Origin of the sequence: Lacticaseibacillus yichunensis, assembly GCF_003946405.1 — a bacterium.
Taxonomy (GTDB): Bacteria; Bacillota; Bacilli; order Lactobacillales; family Lactobacillaceae; genus Lacticaseibacillus; species Lacticaseibacillus yichunensis.
In genome coordinates, this window is sequence record NZ_RHOG01000031.1 from 19,296 (window position 1) to 36,491 (window position 17,196).

At 52.6% G+C, this 17,196-nt stretch carries 9 protein-coding genes and 1 pseudogene; 4 read left to right on the top strand and 6 right to left on the bottom strand.

The window, feature by feature from the left end; all coding sequences use genetic code 11:
- Positions 1–5 precede the first annotated feature (5 nt).
- The 5 genes from mutY to EKM95_RS09295 all read right to left on the bottom strand — a co-directional run bounded on the left by mutY (position 6) and on the right by EKM95_RS09295 (position 8,190).
- Entirely contained in the window at positions 6–1,118 is a 1,113-nt protein-coding gene (gene mutY / locus EKM95_RS09280) for an A/G-specific adenine glycosylase (RefSeq protein WP_125697766.1), read from the bottom strand.
- A gap of 422 nt (positions 1,119–1,540) precedes the next feature.
- Positions 1,541–1,684 (bottom strand): hypothetical protein, encoded by a 144-nt coding sequence (locus EKM95_RS11705; protein WP_164510160.1) that lies wholly within the window; start codon positions 1,682–1,684, stop codon positions 1,541–1,543.
- Between the two features lie 178 nt (positions 1,685–1,862).
- On the bottom strand, positions 1,863–4,979 hold the full coding sequence (locus EKM95_RS09285; protein WP_164510161.1) for an AAA family ATPase: 3,117 nt from the start codon (positions 4,977–4,979) through the stop codon (positions 1,863–1,865).
- On the bottom strand, positions 4,979–6,091 hold the full coding sequence (locus tag EKM95_RS09290; protein WP_125697771.1) for an exonuclease SbcCD subunit D: 1,113 nt from the start codon (positions 6,089–6,091) through the stop codon (positions 4,979–4,981). Before EKM95_RS09290 ends, EKM95_RS09285 begins: the two co-directional genes overlap by 1 nt.
- Positions 6,092–6,567: 476 nt before the next feature.
- Positions 6,568–8,190, bottom strand: a complete 1,623-nt coding sequence (locus tag EKM95_RS09295) for an ABC-F family ATP-binding cassette domain-containing protein (RefSeq protein WP_164510162.1) — start codon at positions 8,188–8,190, stop codon at positions 6,568–6,570.
- 249 nt (positions 8,191–8,439) lie between these two features.
- Here EKM95_RS09295 and EKM95_RS09300 point away from each other — a divergent pair, with 249 nt between their 5' ends.
- The 4 genes and pseudogenes from EKM95_RS09300 to EKM95_RS09315 all read left to right on the top strand — a co-directional run bounded on the left by EKM95_RS09300 (position 8,440) and on the right by EKM95_RS09315 (position 15,392).
- Positions 8,440–9,393: a Dyp-type peroxidase gene (locus tag EKM95_RS09300; RefSeq protein WP_125697773.1), complete on the top strand. Its 954-nt coding sequence runs from the start codon at positions 8,440–8,442 to the stop codon at positions 9,391–9,393.
- A gap of 3,386 nt (positions 9,394–12,779) precedes the next feature.
- Positions 12,780–13,550, top strand: a pseudogene (locus EKM95_RS09305) (IS5 family transposase).
- A 104-nt stretch (positions 13,551–13,654) separates the two neighbouring features.
- Positions 13,655–14,707, top strand: coding sequence for an ABC transporter permease (locus tag EKM95_RS09310; protein ID WP_125697775.1), 1,053 nt, complete (start codon positions 13,655–13,657; stop codon positions 14,705–14,707).
- A 4-nt stretch (positions 14,708–14,711) separates the two neighbouring features.
- Entirely contained in the window at positions 14,712–15,392 is a 681-nt protein-coding gene (locus EKM95_RS09315; protein ID WP_124974721.1) for an ABC transporter ATP-binding protein, read from the top strand.
- A gap of 105 nt (positions 15,393–15,497) precedes the next feature.
- Here the strand turns inward: EKM95_RS09315 and EKM95_RS09320 are convergent, their stop codons facing one another.
- A complete protein-coding gene (locus EKM95_RS09320; protein WP_125697777.1) occupies positions 15,498–16,520 on the bottom strand; it encodes an IS30 family transposase in 1,023 nt (340 codons plus the stop codon).
- Positions 16,521–17,196 lie beyond the last annotated feature (676 nt).

Below are 17,196 nucleotides of genomic sequence, written 5' to 3' on the forward strand. Positions count from 1 at the left end.
TGGAATCACTCCTTGAGTAGCTGCATCCGGCGCAACAATTTTTTCTGCACGGTCGGCAAGGCGAGGCTGGCCAGCTCAGGTTCCGGCACCCACCGCGCCGGCAGCGTCGCCAGGGAAAATTCGTCCGTCTCGGCCTGCACGATCGTCATCGTCCATTTCTGATGCGTAAACGTATGGGTGACTGGCCGCAGCCCCGGGTCGCTCAGCGTGAGCGTCGTCCCTGCTTCCGCCCCGAATTGCTGGGCCGCCTCCTGTAAACGGGCCGGGGCCAGCGTTTCTTCCAGTTCATCTTCGGCGATCAGCGGAAACATCCAGAGATCGCCGAGCATGCCAGTCTGCGGCCGCTGCATGAACAACCAGCCGGCCGGACTGTGAATCGCCAAGGCGAGGTATGCGATCGGCACCGGCCGCGGCTTTTTCGTCTTAACCGGAAAGTCGAGGACGCGCCCGCTTTGAAAACTGGCGTCAAACGCGGCCACTGGGGAATGTTCGGCGTCGGGGTCGCTGGCCCGCATGTAAGTCGAACCGAGGTCCATGATGGCCTGATTGAAGTCGCCCGGCCGCGCGGGATCGATCACCCGCCGAATCACGCAGTCGAACACCGCCCGCGTTTGCGGCTTTGCGATATCATCCTCGATGCAAAACAGCCGGGCGAAAACGCGAAACGCATTGCCGTCAATGGCAGGCGCCACCTCATTGAAGGCGATGCTGGCGATGGCCCCCGCCGTGTACGGGCCGATGCCCTGCAAGGTCTGGAGTTCAACGGCCGTGGTCGGAAAATTACCAGCATAATCGCGGACGACTTGTTGCGCCGCTTCCTGCAAGTGGCGGGCGCGGGAATAATAACCGAGCCCCTCCCAAGCCTTCATCACCTGCGCTTGCGGTGCATCGGCCAGGGCCTGCACCGTCGGAAATTGGGTGAGAAACGCTTCATAGTATGGAATAACGGTCTGCACCTGCGTCTGCTGGAGCATGGTCTCACTGACGAGCACGTGATACGGCTTATGATCGCGGCGCCAAGGCAGGTCGCGCTTATTTTGGTCATACCAGGTCAAAAGGGTCTCGCGAAATGCGGCAATCTTTTTATCTGACCACGGAAATGGTGCAGTTTCAGTCATAATGAGGCTCCGTTTCTTTTACTTGTTGCCTCCATTATACATGAGGTGGGCCGAGGGTGAGCTGCAACCGCCCGAGCCGACCTACCTGTTCCACCATCCCGCGGGCCTGCGCACCCTTTCATAGTTGGGCTCCGCCGAGCAGGTCTGAGACGTCTAGCTGTCTTGGGTACTCGAGGCGAAGTACGCCTCAAGCACCCAAGGCAGACTATCCGCTCAGACCTAAACGCTCGGCTGCGCACCCTTTCATAGTTGGGCTCCGCCGAGCAGGTCTGAGACGTCTAGCTGTCTTGGGCACTCGAGGCGAAGTACGCCTCAAGCACCCAAGGCAGACTATCCGCTCAGACCTAAACGCTCGGCTGCGCACCCTGAATCAAAAAAACAGCCCCGATCATTGATCGACGCTGCAACAGACTAGTATCAGGTTAATTTTCATTCTCGAGCTTCTCGGCTGCTTTGTCGATTGTGGCAAACCCTGACTCGGTCTTCTTGACTGGGTGCTCTGCGCGCTCCTTTTCAGCTTCCTGGATCAGCGCTTTACGCTCTTCTTTACTGAGCTTTCCTGCCATCATTCTCGCCTCTTTTTCGATGAAATAGAGTTGAGAGGTATGGCGCCTCTCGACGTGATAGTTATAACACACTTCCGCATAATTAGCACATGAGCGGTTTCTCTGCTAACGGGCAATTTGGTTAAGTTGCCTACGCCCAGCCCGCGTTCGGGCAAATGTAAAAGTTTTGCATCGGTGCTCAATCCGCGGCATGAATAATTTTAAGATGCGATTCGCCGGTGCCGTCCGCAATCACCTGGAGCTGATCTGGGACAGTCGCCTGTAGCTCGCTGACGTGGCTGATGATACCGATCATGCGCGCGTTGCCTTCGATGCTTTCAAGCGCGTTCATCGCGGTATCCAAACTGGCGCTATCCAGCGAGCCAAAGCCTTCGTCGATAAACAGCGCATCAATGGAGACCCCGCCCGATTCCTGTTGAATCACCTCGCCCAGCGCCAGCGCCAAGCTCAGTGCGGCGATGAAGCTTTCCCCGCCGGACAGCGTGTGAACCGAGCGCGTTTGGCCGAGTTGATCGTCGTATACATCGATTTCAAGGCCCGAGCGATTTGCGGTACTACCGCCCGCCTCGTGGAGCTTGAATTGATACCGACCGGCAGAAAGGGTCTGGAGGCGCTGCGTCGCCGCCGTCAAAACTTTCGCCAAATAAGCCCGCAAGACATACCGCTCCAGACTCAACTTCTGCGTATTTTTCCCATGCGCCACGGCGTAAAGATTGCTGAGGGCGTTGGCCTCGTCGATCAGCGCCCCACTTTGCTGGTGCGCGGCCTCGATCTGATCAAACAGGCGCTGGTTGGCGTCGCGCTTGGCCGTGGCCGCCGCGACGGCTTGTTGGGCGGCTGTGAAAATGGCATCCGCGCTGTCTCGCTGGTCGCTAAGCCCCGCCACATCCGGCTCCGGCTGACCGGCGATGGTGGTGGTGGCCTGCTGCTTCAACGCGGTCTGGCGGGCAAGAGCCTCGGTCGCTTCGGCCAACGACTCAGTCAGCGTTCCAATCTGATCCAGCTGCGCGCGCAAGGCGGCGAACTGCGCGCGACCTTCTTGCGGGAAAAAGCCATCCAGGTCTTCGTCAAATGCGGCGTTGCCCGTTTCGAGGCGCGAGCGGGCCGTATCCAATTGTTCCTGTTGGGTCGCCTGGCGCGCACGCAATTGGTTATCTTTCGCGGCGGCCCTTTGAACAGCCGTGGTCGCACCGGCGAGCCGGGCATCATAGTCGCGAATTGCCTGCGTCAACTGCTGACTTTGCGTCTCGATCTCATCCTTGGCTGGCGCGTCCGCGGGCAAGGCTGCCTGCAGGGTCTGCGCCTTGGCAGCCGTTTCCGCAAATTCAAGCGCGGCGGTGTTGGCCGCCTCGACTGCCGTTTGATGGGCGGTCTCCAGCTGCGTCAACTGCCCCTGCAACCGAGTCTGACTATCAGTGAGCGTTTCAGTCTGCGCCGTTTCGTCTGCGACTTTTGCCTTCAAGTCCTGTTGCCGTTGCACAAGCGCCGCCATCGTGGCTTCGGCATCCCCGCCCGCCAAGCCACCGGCCGCCTTTTGAATCTCGGCCTCATTCACGTTGAGCTGCTTCGCCGTTGTTTCGAGCTGACTTGTCAGTTGGGCCAGCGCCGTTTCCTTGGCGACGCGTTGCTGTTGCGCCGTTTGCCAGGTGGCCTGACGCGCATCGATGGTTTCCTGCGACACGCCGTTCAGAACAGCCGTCGCGGCAGGATGTGGGTGATCCAAGCTCCCGCAAACTGGGCATGGCGCATCCGGCGACAGTTGGGCGGCCAAGGTTGCGATCTGATCGGCCAACAAGGCGTCATGCGCCTGTTGATAATCTTGCTGAGCCGCTTCTTCGCGAGCTTGAAGCACCGTCAGCTCATCCGCTGTCTGGCGCTCCGAAGCGGCGAGGCGCGCCTGCTGTGAAAGAAGTGCCGCGTGCTGGGTCGCGAAGGGCCGCGTTGCCGCCAGCAGTTGGTCAGCCGCCTGCAATGCCGCCACATGACTCCCAGCTACCAACCCGGCGAGCGCGGTTTCGCCAGCGGTCAGTTCGACATGAAGCTCGGCCTGCTGCTCGGTGAGCTGGCCAAGCGTCGCCTGTGCCGCCGTCACCGCATCCTGGCTGGTGGCCTGCGCCGTGAGCGCTTGCGCAAGCCCCTGCAATTGTGTTCGCAGCGTCGCCAGTCGCTTGAACTGATCGCGTTTGGCGTCGACTGCCGCGCCCTGGGCCGCCAGTGTCTTTTGGGCCTCAGTCGCCTGAGCCAGGACCTCCTGATTTTTGGAAAATGCGTCGGTGGTTGCCGCTAATTCGGTCTTTGCTTCCGCGATCTGCTTGGCCAGTTCAGCCAGTTGATCAGCCACGGCGGTGCGGCGATCGACCCATTGGAGCTGGCCCAATTTTTCCTGCTGGGCTGTGCGCTGATCCTGCTCAGCCGCCAGCGTGGCCAGAGCCGCAGTCGCTGTTTTCAGCTGCGCATAGGCGACTTCAAGTTGACGCGCCGCCGCCAGCTGCGCTGTGGCCTGGTCAAACGTCTTGCGCGAGCTGGTCAGCGTCGTCTGCGCCGTTTCGGCCGCCGCGACCAAACTGGCCAGCACCGGGCGCATCGCCTCGAGTTGATCTGCGATGCGCGCATCGGCGGCCGGCCGCACCACATCTTCAGGGTACTCAAACTGCCCGGCCAGCGTCTGCAGGCGCGCCTTCAGCTCAGCCGACCGTGTCGCCGCCTTGTCCGCCATGTCCTTGAGGGCCAATTCCCAACTGGCATAGCGGTCCGTGCCAAATAAATGCCGAAGCAGCACCGCCTTGTCATCACTGCTAGCATCCAAAAATTGGCGGAACTCGCCCTGCGGCAGTAGGACCATTTGGCGAAACTGCTGGGCATCCAAGTTGAGAATCGCGCCAACTCGCGCATCCACCCCGCCGCGCTTCGTCAGCTCGGCCTCCTCTTCCCCATTTTTGGCGATCCGCATCGAGACCTGTGCGGGACGGGCCGTGGAACCTTTGCCATTCTTGTAGGCATTGATCTGGGCCGGCCGCCGTGTGATCACGTAGTCGCGGCCCCCATGGCTAAAAGTCAGAGTCACCTCACTGATGTCGCTTTCCTCCGCAAAGGTGGAGCGCAAAGCGGCGCCATCCCGGTCATCGCTGGATGTGCTCCCGTACAACGCAAAGACCATCGCATCGAAGATCGTGGTCTTCCCGCTGCCTGTTTTCCCACTGATCAAAAACAGCGGCCGGTTCTCAAAGGCGGTGAAGTCCACCTCAGCCTCGCGATACGGCCCAAAAAAGGCCATCGCCAATTTCTTCAGTTGCATCACTCCGCCCCCTTTGTGTGTGCCAGCGCCTGTTTCGCCCATTCGGCCTGCTCAGGCGTCAACTTGTCGCCGGTCACTTGTTCAAAAAACGTATCCAGCATCGCCATCGGACTGATTTTCACACTCGTTGTTTCGCTGACAACCTCACCTTCGATGCCGTTCGCCCGCGCCAGCGTCAACACGCGCGGAAAGACCTCGCGCAGCTGCGCCATCACGTTGGGAATCACCGCCGTGTCGGTCAACGTGATCGCAGTGTAGGCATCGCGGTCGTATTCGCCCGGCGTCGCGTGCAAAAAATCCGCAAACGGGCCGGTCAGCGTCTGCAACTCATGCAGCGGGGCCAGCGGGACGAAGCGGCGCGCCATCGTTTCGGTATCGAGGATGAACACCCCTTTTTCCTGATGCGCCTCGGACACGGAAAATTTCAACAGCGACCCCGCGTATTGAATTTTCTCTGCCCGCACCGCGTCCTTATTGTGCAAATGGCCCAGCGCCACATAATCAAACGGGGCAAGCGCTGTGACCGGCACAGCATCGAGGCCGCCGACATTGACCAGCGTTTCCGAATCTGAATGCTCGCTGCCCGCGGCAAAGAAATGCGCGATCAGCACATGCCGTTTGGTCGGGTCAAACAGCGTCTGCATTTTCGCCACGACCGGCTCGATCGCTTTTTGAATATTCGTCAGCGTCTCGTCCTTGAAGTACAGCCGCGCGTCGACCGGCTGGAAAAATGGCAACAGGAAAAATTGCGTGTCGCCCAATACCACCGGGGAAAACGCCTCCTCCAGCCGCGTGTTCAAATAAAGCCCGGTCGACTGGAACCACTCCCGGCCCGTGCGGAGGCGTACCCCGGAATCATGATTGCCCGAGATCACCAGAAGTGGCAGATTCATTTCACGATTGAGTTCAAATAGCATCTGATCGACCAGCGTCACCGCCTCTTCGCTGGGCAGGGCGCGATCGTACACATCCCCGGCCAGCATGATGACATCGACGTGTTCCTGCTTCGCGAGTGACTTGAGCTCGTCAAAAACAGCGCGTTGATCCTCCAATAGATCGAACCCGTTGAGCTTTTTTCCGATATGCCAATCGGCGGTATGCATGATCTTCATTTGCGGTTGCCCTTTCCTGTGCGTTATCGCTTTGATTGTATCATTCAGGGCCCTGCGCTGCCGTGACGATTTTTGGCGACACCTATATATTACGCAAGCCGTGCAAAATCGACGGGCCCTGAGCAAAAATGTTGGCGAAAGATTTTGGGCCACACCTAAACGCTCGGCTACGCACCCTGAAGCAAGTTGGGCTTCGCCGAGCAAGGGTGACACATATAGTCGTCCCGTTCGCCCGATGGCCAAGTGCGCCATCAACCGCCCGGGCCGCACTATCTGTCCACCCCTAAACGCTCGGCTTCGCACCCTGAAGCAAGTTCGGCTCCGGCTCGCATGGTGGAAACATCTAGGCATCTCCTGCACTCGGTGGCAAGGAGCACCACCAAGCGCATGAGCTGACCTAGCTGTTCCACCATCCCGCGGGCCTTCGCACCCTGAATCAAAAAGCCGCCGCATGCCGCGACGGCCGAAACTGCTTATTAATAGATGCCGGCAACTTGGGCCTGCGCGACTTCATGTGCCATGAACTCATCATAGGTGATGTCGGCGCGGTCGACGATGCCTTTCGGGCCAACTTCGACGATGTGGTTAGCGATCGTCTGAATGAACTGATGATCGTGGCTCGTGAACAGCAGCGACCCCTTGAAGTCGATCAGCGCATCGTTCAGGCTGGTGATACTTTCCAGGTCGAGGTGGTTGGTCGGGTCATCCAACAGTAGGACGTTGGCCTTGCTCAGCATCATTTTCGCCAAATACGAGCGGACCTTTTCGCCCCCGGACAAGACGGTGACCTGCTTCAACACTTCGTCACCGGAAAAAAGCATCCGACCCAGGAAGCCACGCAGGAAGGTGTTGTCGCTTTCCTCTTTGCTGGCAAATTGGCGCAACCACTCAAGGATATTCAGCGACGGATCAGAAAATTCCGGCGTTAAGTCTTTTGGCATCGCTGCTTGCGTCGTCGTGACGCCCCACGTGATCGTGCCCTCGTCTGGCGTCATCGTGCCTGCCAGAATCTGCATCAGCACGCTGGTCGTGACGTCCGAGCGCGAAATGAACGCCGTCTTGTCGCCGGGACGCAGGATGAAGTTGACGTTGTCGAGCACCTTCACACCATCGATTGTCTTAGACACGCCGGACACGCGCAGCAGGTCGTTGCCGATCTCACGCTCCGGGTCGAACTTGATGAATGGATACTTGCGGCTCGACGGCTTGATGTCGTCCAACGTGATCTTGTCGAGCTGCTTTTTCCGTGACGTCGCCTGCTTGGACTTGGACGCATTCGCGGAAAATCGGGCGATGAACTCTTGCAGCTGCTTGATCTGCTCTTCTTTTTTGGCGTTAGCCTGACTGCGGAGCTGTTGCGCCAACTTCGAGCTTTCCAGCCAAAAATCATAGTTGCCGACGAACAGCTGAATTTTCCCGAAATCCACATCACACATCATCGTGCAGACTTGGTTCAAAAAGTGGCGGTCATGGCTGACCACGAGCACCGTATTTTCATAATCAGCCAAAAAGTCTTCCAACCAGGCGATGGTTTGCGGATCAAGCCCGTTCGTCGGCTCATCCAGCAGCAACACGTCCGGCTTGCCGAACAGCGCCTGGGCCAAGAGCACCTTGACCTTGTCCCCTTCCGGCAGCTCCGCCATCAGCGTCTGATGGGCGCTTTCCGGAATGCCAAGCGACTGCAAGAGCTGGCTGGCGTCACTTTCGGCGGTGTAGCCATCCATCTCGGCGAATTCGCCTTCAAGCATGCCGGCCTTCATGCCATCTTCTTCATTGAAATCCGCCTTTGCGTACAAGGCGTCTTTTTCAGTCATCACTTCGTAAAGGCGTGCCCAACCTTGCAGCACCGTGTTCATGACAGTCTGATCGTCGAACGCAAAATGGTCCTGCTTCAGACTGCTCATCCGTTCGTTGGGATCAAGCGAAACGGTCCCAGTCGTCGGGGCAAGTTTGCCCTCGAGGATGCGCAAAAACGTGGACTTGCCAGCGCCGTTTGCGCCGATGATGCCGTAACAGTTGCCGGGGGTGAATTTCAAATTGACATCGTCATACAACTTGCGGTCTGAGAAGACCATGGACACATTCGATACAGTTAACAAGGCGATTCTCCTTCTATTGTTAGTCATCCCATCTTAGCAAATAAACATGGCGGAAGAAAGGGTATGACGAACGGCGGTTAGGCCTGACCAGGTCGTAAAGCCTGGCTCAGAAAACTGACGATCGACCACTTGCAGCCCGCCAGCTCGTCTAAAAGTTGTGCACAACTTTTTTGTCTCGGCCGGCCTTTTTTCCACCGGGTTATGGTACACTTTACTTGATGATAAAGATTATAAACTGGAGGGACCAATATGCCGATCAATCTGCGTCAAGTTCAAGACGTCTATAAAGACGCCGGCGATAATATTATTTTTGCTACGATGAAACTGAACCGCCAGGACCATGCCAGCGACCTTGAGACCATTCAAGACCTCTCAGAGCGCCTGCCTGCCTTCATCAACTCCATGAATATTCGCTATCCGGACAGCGGCCTCGCCGTTGCATTTGGCCTGTCGCGCAACGCCTGGGATTACTTATTCCCCGATGCAAAGGTGCCGGCTGAGCTCGAGGAATTCCAGGCGATCGAAGGCCCGAAATTCACCGCACCGAATACCCCCGCCGACCTATTTTTCCACATTCGTGCCCGCAATTCGGCCGTGCCGTTCGAGATCATGTCCGAAGTCATGGACCGCATCCGCGCCAACGTCACGACGATCGATGAAACTCACGGTTTCCGCAACTTCGAAGGCCGCGCAATCATCGGCTTCGTCGACGGCACGGAGAATCCGAGCGCGCTCGACACGCCGGAGTACGCGGTGATCGGCGATGAAGATCCTGATTACATCAACGGGTCCTACGCGTTCGCGCAGAAATATCTGCACAACATGGAGGCGTGGAACAAGCTGAAGATCGAGCAACAGGAACGTGCAATCGGCCGTAAAAAATACTCCGATGTCGAGCTCGAAGACGAGGAAAAGGCACCGAACGCCCACAACGTCGCCTCCCAAGACAATGAAGGCGGCGTCGAGCACAAGATTGTCCGGATGAATGTGCCATTTGCGGATCCGGCGAAAAATGTGAACGGGACCTATTTCATCGGGTACGCGCGCCACTGGACCGTCACCAAGCGCATGCTGAATAACATGTTCAGCAAATCCGACCGCCTGCTCGATTTCTCCACCCCAATCACAGGCGAAGTCTTCTTCATTCCTTCAAAAGCAACGCTGGACGCCATCGTGGATGATGACCTGCCAGCCAAAGACTGATCACAAAAAGCTTGGGCCAAGACATCTGTTTTGGCTCTTTTTTTTACCTTTTCACCGGCCGTTGCCTTGGCTAGAAACGCCGGCACTCTGGCATTTCCCTGTGGCCGGCGCCAACCACTGTGCCCCACTTCTCGCGGCCACAGTCAGGAACCGCGTCAGGCCGGCATTTTCATTCTCATCAAGCCTGCCCCAGAAACGCATTAGAAGGGTGACTTCGATCCGTTATTCACCGTTAGTGGTCAAAATGACCGTTAAAGGCGCGTGGGCCAACTGCGTGATTAAGTCTTGATCTGACCACCAGGGCGTCAAAAAAGTAATGTGATGGCATCACACTTCAGATGACGCCCCTCGCCTGGATTCTGAATCAGTGTGACAGCATCACACCAATAATAAAGCCATTTCCAGGGGGGCGCGATCTCTGAGATCGGAAATATCGAAGATCTGCTCCAGTAAAAGTAAATTGGCCGTCTCAGACACTGCAAATTTGTGGCCGCATCAGAACTTCAGGACTCGTGGTCCGCAAATTTGATATGTATTGTCCAATAAGACAACAGCTGCAGTTCCAGGATCCGAGCCCAGGTGGAAAACGAATCCTGCGATCTCTGAGATCGTAAATATTGAAGATCTAACCACGCAGAAGCAAATCGGCAATCTCAGAGATCGCAAGCCTGTGGCCACACCGGAGCCTCTGGACTCGTGGTCCGCGAATTTGCCATATTTGGCCCAAAAAGGCGACATCCGCGGTCCCGTGGTCCGCACGACCCCTAAATTTCTGATAGACAATAGTGTGATGGCGTCATACTGTTGCGACCTTTGCCCAGGTGGAAAACGAATCCTGCGATCTCTGAGATCGTAAATATTGAAGATCCAACCACGCAGAAGCAAATCGGCAATCTCAGAGATCGCAAGCTTATGGCCACGCCAAAGCCTCTGGACTCGTGGTCCGCGAATTTGCCTTGTTTAGTCCAGAAAGACAGCATTTGCGGTCTCGGAGTTCGCACACCCTAAATGTCCAATGAAAAATAATGTGTTGGCGTCACACTGCTACGGGCTTTGCCCAGGGGGCGTGCGGATCCTGCGATCTCTGAGATCGGAAAAATTGAAGATCTGACTCCGCAGAAGCAAATCGGCAATCTCGGAGTTCACGAAATCTAGACCGCATCAAAACTTTCAGACTCGCGGTCCACGAATTTGCCATGTTTAGTCCAGAAAGACAACATTTGCGGTCTCGGGGTCCGCGCCCCCAAAATGTCTGATTGAAATAATGTGATGCCATTACACTGTTACGAGCATTGCCCAGGTGGAACCCGGATACTGCGATCTCTCAGATTGGAAATATTGAAAATCTAACCCCAAATAACCAAATCGGCAATCTCAGAGATCGCGAAATCTAGACCGCATCAGGACTTCTGGACTCGTAGTCCGCGAATTTGCCCTATTTGGTCCAAAAAGGCTACATCCGCGGTCCCGTGGTCCGCACGCCCTAAATTCCTGATGGAAAATAGTGTGATGGCGTCACACTGTTGCGAGCTTTGCCCAGCTGGAAACTGGATACTGCGATCTCTGAGATCGGCAATTATTGAAGATCAGACCTCGCAGAAGCAAATCGGCAATCTCGGAGATTGCAATCTTGTGACCACGCCAAAGCCTCTGGACTCGTGGTCCGCGAATTTGCCATGGTTGGTCCAAAAAGGCTACATCCGCGGTCCCGTGGTCCGCACGACCCCCGAATTCCTGATGGAAAAAAAGATGGCGTCACACCGATGCAGGGGGTAACCCAGATAGAGTTACGTTGCCACGATCTCTAAGATCGGAAATATCGAAGGTCTGCCCCTGTAGAAGCAGATTGGCAATCTCAGAGCTTGCGAAATCCAGACCGCATCAGAGCTTTCGGACTCGTGGTCCACGAATTTGTCTCTTTTAGTCCAGAAAACCAACATCCGTGGTCCGCATGACACCCCAGGATATTCCAGTGAACTAGTGTGACCCGATCACACCGTCCGCACGCCCAGGCCACAAGCCCAGCAAGTCGTGTGACAGCATCACACCAATTGGAGATTTCACCCCTAGGCCGCCACATTTGCGTTCCCGGAGTATGCAACTCCCGCTATGTTTCCCGGGAAATAATATTATCAAACGAATGAAATTTAGAATCGCGGTGTAAACCGCCCTTTAGGACACTTTGCTAAATCAATATTATATAATGTGCTGATGGAATGTGCCACAAACGTGCCACCCCACGAAAAAAGAGAAGCGTTGTTGGCTTCTTTTTTTTACTAGCAAAACGTTATACTGAGTTCAGGCTTCTTGTAACTCCGATTTTAACTTGAAGTGCAAAAGCTGATAGACTAGACCAAAAAGGTCATGATGACTCCTTTCTTATAAGCACCTTATGCATATAAGAAAGGAGTCATCATGGCCCACTCTCAGATTAGCACGACAGGACAACATAAATAACTCAGTTTAGACGAACGGGGGGAAGCTTTAAGCACTCCATCAAGCTGCTTTTGTCATCGTTCAAACCGCCAAGCAGATTTATCACAACAAGTTTACGGTTAGCCGTGAACTCAGGCGTGGCAATACCGAACAGATCCGTGGTGCTGGCAGACACTACCGGCGTTACTTTGCCGAAATCGGTGTTGCCGTATACGAGAAGAACAGTGCTTCGTGTTGCCCAGGCACACACTTAGAGCAGTGCTCAGAATTCTACGCAGAGCTTATGGTGGTGCTCAGAGTGTCTCCTCGAATCCGCAGCGTTGATAGCTTTGTGCACAGATATAAGCGGGTACATCCAGAACTGCCATGCCGGTTTAGCGCGACATCGACAAGAGCCTCTTAGAGGTGCTTAACGGTGATCTACCGATGAAGCCACCCATCATTTTCCAAAATTAGGATGGAGCCAAACCTTTTCGGATGCTTTGCGGCATTTTTGTATGCGTTATCCGTAACATGGCTACTCTTTTTGAATTAAATTTCGTGGCAAACAAGCTTCCAGTTCGTTATCCTTTGCGAATGTCTATAGTTTTGATTTTTTGAAGCAGGTCCTTAAATTGTTAGATGGCCGCAAGCGTGTTTAGTTTGCGGCTTTCAATCGATGCCGTTCAAGTCGTGGGTGCTGTTGCGCCTTTTGGACTTATACTGAATAACCAGTTTTTCAGTCGAACACATGGAGCATCTGTTTTTAGGTTACGTTTGAACACATTGTTATACAAGTGGAATAAACGGTGGAAGTTTGGTATGATTAAAATGTATATCCGTAATCAAAGCCACATCAAGTTAACAATATAAATTAGGATGTGTCTTCAAACTCAAAAATATTCGCGAATTGCCTACTAGTTGTACGAAACGACCTGAATCTGATATGTTGGAGTAAAGGGCTGATTGTGATGCTTACCCATCGCTATGAGATCGCTGATGAGCAATGGACCCAGATCGAGTCATTATTTCCACCATACAGTACAGGGCGTCCAATATTACGAGATAATCGGACCATGTTAAATGCAATTCTGTGAATCAATCGGACTAGTGCGCCTTGGCGTGATTTACCTGCACGATTTGGACCATGGAAGTCGGTTTATACACGGCTTTCCCGCTGGGGCCGCGATGGTGTATTGGAATGTATCTTCCGCGCACTTCGCGAGGACACGGATATGGAATACCTGCATATTGATTCGACGGCTGTTATTGCGCATCAGCATAGTGCAGGTGCTAAACAAAGCGGTCCTCAACTTGAAAGCAATAATATTGGTCGTTCCGTTGGTGGTAATTCAACTAAGATACATGCGCTGGTCGATGCATTGGGAAACCCGGTTAAATTTATGTTAACAGAAGGCAATCGTCATGACGGTCCCGTAGCGCTTGAATTATTGAAAACCATTCAGTTGACTGGGGTTAATGTCGTTGCCGATAAAGCATACGGTGGTAAAGCAATTCGAGAATTCATCACGAGCCAAGGCGGAAAGTATACAATCCCACCAAAAGAGAATAATCGAGAACCATGGTCAGTAGACTGGTGGATATATAAAGAAAGACATTCAATTGAGTGTTTCTCTAATCGGCTTAAACATGTTAGACGGGTAGCTACTTGCTACGATAAGACGTCATATGTGTTCCGAACATTTGTTTACGCTGCGTCAATAGTGTTAATGACTAGATAGTTTGAAGACACATCCTAGAAAAATCAGTTTGTAATCTCATCATAATATTATGTATGCTTGTGTATAGTAATTTTGTTGAACTTCAACAAATACAGGAGGAACAAATGTTTTTAGCAATTAGAGAGATTAAAAAAGAAAAACTACGGTACGGCTTGATTCTAACAGTCGTCGTCTTAATCAGTTATTTGATTTTCATTTTAAGTGCCCTGGCGCTCGGGCTGGCAACAGCTAACACCGCAGCGGTGGACAGCTGGCAGTCTAAGTCGTTTGTAATGACCAAAGACGCTAATGGCAATGCCGGACAGTCATTACTGACAACGAAACAGGTTGATCAGTTAAGCGACGACAAAACCGCAACACTTGGCATTACACCAGTTAATATGAAAATTGGCGGAAAACGTGAATCCGCACAATTCGTTGGGATGAATAACGACGAGTACATCGCTAAAAACCTACAATTAACCAAGGGGAACTTGCCAAAGACAGCTAACGAAGTCGTCCTCGCTGACTCAGTTGATAAGGATATTTACGGTATGGGGGATAAAATTTCGATTGGGTTATCTGATACGAAATATAAAATCGTGGGTTATGCGAAAAATGCCACGTATAACACCGCACCTGTTATTTATGGCGAGTTAGCGCAATGGCGTATCATTAAGGGCGTGTCAGATCAATTCCAGGGTAGCGTCGTTGCTTCAAAAACGTCACAATCGGTCGATGATAAAGCATTAAAGACTTATTCATACCAAGCCTTTATCAATAAATTGCCAGGTTATACACCGCAAAAAGCGACGTTTGGTCTCATGATTGGATTCCTGATTGTCATTTCATTGATTGTGATTACCATCTTCCTCTACATTCTAACGGTTCAAAAATTGCCTAACTTGGCAGTTTTGCGTGCACAAGGCATTCCAAATCTTTTTTTGGCCCAAAATACGTTATTTGAGACGTTCTTTATCATGGCAACTGGTATCGTCGTTGGTGCCGTACTATCGGCATTAACTGAATTTGGGATTCCAGATAGCGTACCAATGGCATTTGATTGGGGATTGATGGGACTAATTGCGGTCGGATTGATGGTAACCGGGTTACTGGGTGCAATCATTCCGATTCGTGTGATTAGTAAGATTGATCCGGTATCAGTAATTGGAGGTTAAAAAGATGCGTGAAGAAAAACTAGCCCTTGAACACGTGACGAAACAATTTGGTCAGAAAACCAATTTAGTTACGGCACTAGAAGACGTCAGTTTAGCGTTTAAAGCTGGTGAGGTGTCGCTTATCATTGGGCCTTCAGGATCTGGTAAAAGTACCTTGCTAACCATTTTAGGCGGGTTACAAACACCAACAGACGGCTCAGTTCGTTTGAATGGTCACGATATCAGTGATTTGAGTACCAAAGAAGCCGAAAAAAGACGACTTGAACAAATCGGTTTCGTCTTGCAGGCGTACAATCTCGTGCCATATTTAACCGTAGCAGACCAATTCAAACTTGTTGACCAGGTGAAGCCTAACAATAACCTCAGTCAAGATGGATTTGACAAAATTATTGAAACGCTAGGCATTCAAAAATTATTAAACAAATACCCTGGCGAATTGTCTGGCGGTCAACAACAGCGCGTTGCAATTGCCCGTGCGTTTTATACAGACCCGGCGATCATCCTAGCCGATGAACCTACGGCAGCCTTAGATACGGCACGTGTCAAAGAAGTTGGCCAACTTTTTGCCAATATTGCGCATGACGAGGAAAAAGCAGTCGTTATCGTCACGCACGATGATCGTCTGCGAGAGTTTTCTGATAATGTTTACAAAATTGTCGACGGAAAACTATCTAATACGGACTGATTAACACACTTGCTCTTATGATGAGATTTCGGACTAGTTTTTCTCGTTCCTCAATTGTCAAATCAAGTGCAACACTTTATAACCAATTCTTGTTAGTGGTATAGCTTATGCCATATTGGGGTAATAGTCGCAAGGACGTAACCAGCCCAGTGAGCGCCTTGGGCGATGATTCAATGCCGACTGTGCTGCCTGGATCTCATCAAGGGTTACGTTCTTGAATGACTTGCCTTTTGGGAAATACTCACGTAGAAGGCCATTAGCATTCTCATTTGATCCACGCTCCCAGGGTGAGTATGGATGCGCAAAATAAATCTTCGTCCCGGTCACGCTAGCTATAGATGAGAACTCTGAACCATTGTCGAACGTGATGGAGTCGAACTCCTTAGCCCCATATTCATCTATCGTTGCCTGAAGGGCGCGGCGGCAAGTATCTGCGTGATAGTCAGGAAGCTTCACGATGATCTCGGTTCGGGAGTACCGCTCTGTTAGTGTCATTAATGCTGGTTCACTTTCAACTCGCTTCCCCTTGACCAGATCACCTTCCCAGTGACCGACTCCTAGTCGACCGTCAACGGCCTTTGGCCGCTTTTCAATAGATTCGCCCAGTTTTTGCTTGTTAATCCGAGCGTGGCGTAATCCTGGCCGTTTGACACGACGTCGCAGTTTGGCGGGTAAGTCAAGGTTGGTAATTGGGAGTAGCCCTGCGTCAATGTACCGATAGACTGTTGGCGTTGATGGACATCTCAGGCGGGGAAAACGCATCTGAAAGTCGTGGACAAAGCTATCCACGCTATGGATACGAGGGCGTTGCTTAAGTACTTTGATTAGCTCCTTGAAGAAGTAGTCGCAGCGCCCTAACAAGCCTTCTGCATGACTATTAAGCCGGGCTTCAACATGTTTACGTTGAGCAGCGTCGGCAAAATAGACAGAATGGATTTGGCGGTTTGAGTCCATCTGATCAACAGAGCCGCGTTTTAGCTCACGACTAATCGTGCTTGTACTGCGGTGCAAAGCACCCGCAATGTCGCTCAGAGTTTTGCCCTGCGTGCGTAGTACTTCAATTTTGCCTCTTTCATCGGGAGTTAGTTGGTGATAAGAGCGTTTGGTGGTACTCTGAGAGTGGGTCATGAAGATTCCTGCTTTCTTGTCTGTTTGGTCGCTAACAAGAATAGGTCTTCATGGCCTTTTTTTGCAAATTGGTCTGCTTTATCAGGTGTTGCACTTCGATTTTAAACCGAGGAACTAAAATAAAAGACATGGCTTAGGTTTTGCAAAGTTATGCTTGGGGCTTGGCGTCCAATAAAAGCTTACATTTTTAGTAGTTTTAGAGCCCATATCGCGACTTTCCTTGTTGATGGTATGGGCTTTTTTGCGGGGACGGAGAAGAGACAAATTTATCCAGCAAATTATTTATGGTATCAGCTAGCAACAAATCAAATTGTTGCATAGTCGTCCAAAAATATGGAGGCAACGCGAATGCAGCAGTGGTCGCAGGGTAATCATGTTCAAGCAATGGGAGAAGTCTTCATGTTAAGATCCTGTTACAGTTCAACTTTCAGTTTCAAAATACGTCCTACAAACAGTCTGTATATGTTGAGAGCGAAAGTTCTCACAGACCTTCCGGAGGGCTCTTGCAACGCATCGCCGCCGTGCGCGGCGTGCAGCGCGAAAGCCGCTAGCGCGAGCGGCGGCGGTCGGCGTTAGCCGGCCGCCTCAAGCCCCCAGTATCTAATAGGGGGGCAAATACAAGTAACAAGAAATCCGACGGTAGGCATAAAGCGCCTGTGGCACGGCCTTACCGCAT

What these genes read in the sequence shown, in the direction of transcription:
- EKM95_RS09300 (WP_125697773.1), top strand. Translation starts at nt 8,440, where the DNA reads ATGCCGATCAATCTGCGTCAAGTTCAAGACGTCTATAAAGACGCCGGC.
- EKM95_RS11705 (WP_164510160.1), bottom strand. Translation starts at nt 1,684, where the DNA reads ATGGCAGGAAAGCTCAGTAAAGAAGAGCGTAAAGCGCTGATCCAGGAA.
- EKM95_RS09315 (WP_124974721.1), top strand. Translation starts at nt 14,712, where the DNA reads ATGCGTGAAGAAAAACTAGCCCTTGAACACGTGACGAAACAATTTGGT.
- mutY (WP_125697766.1), bottom strand. Translation starts at nt 1,118, where the DNA reads ATGACTGAAACTGCACCATTTCCGTGGTCAGATAAAAAGATTGCCGCA.
- EKM95_RS09285 (WP_164510161.1), bottom strand. Translation starts at nt 4,979, where the DNA reads ATGCAACTGAAGAAATTGGCGATGGCCTTTTTTGGGCCGTATCGCGAG.
- EKM95_RS09320 (WP_125697777.1), bottom strand. Translation starts at nt 16,520, where the DNA reads ATGACCCACTCTCAGAGTACCACCAAACGCTCTTATCACCAACTAACT.
- EKM95_RS09290 (WP_125697771.1), bottom strand. Translation starts at nt 6,091, where the DNA reads ATGAAGATCATGCATACCGCCGATTGGCATATCGGAAAAAAGCTCAAC.
- EKM95_RS09310 (WP_125697775.1), top strand. Translation starts at nt 13,655, where the DNA reads ATGTTTTTAGCAATTAGAGAGATTAAAAAAGAAAAACTACGGTACGGC.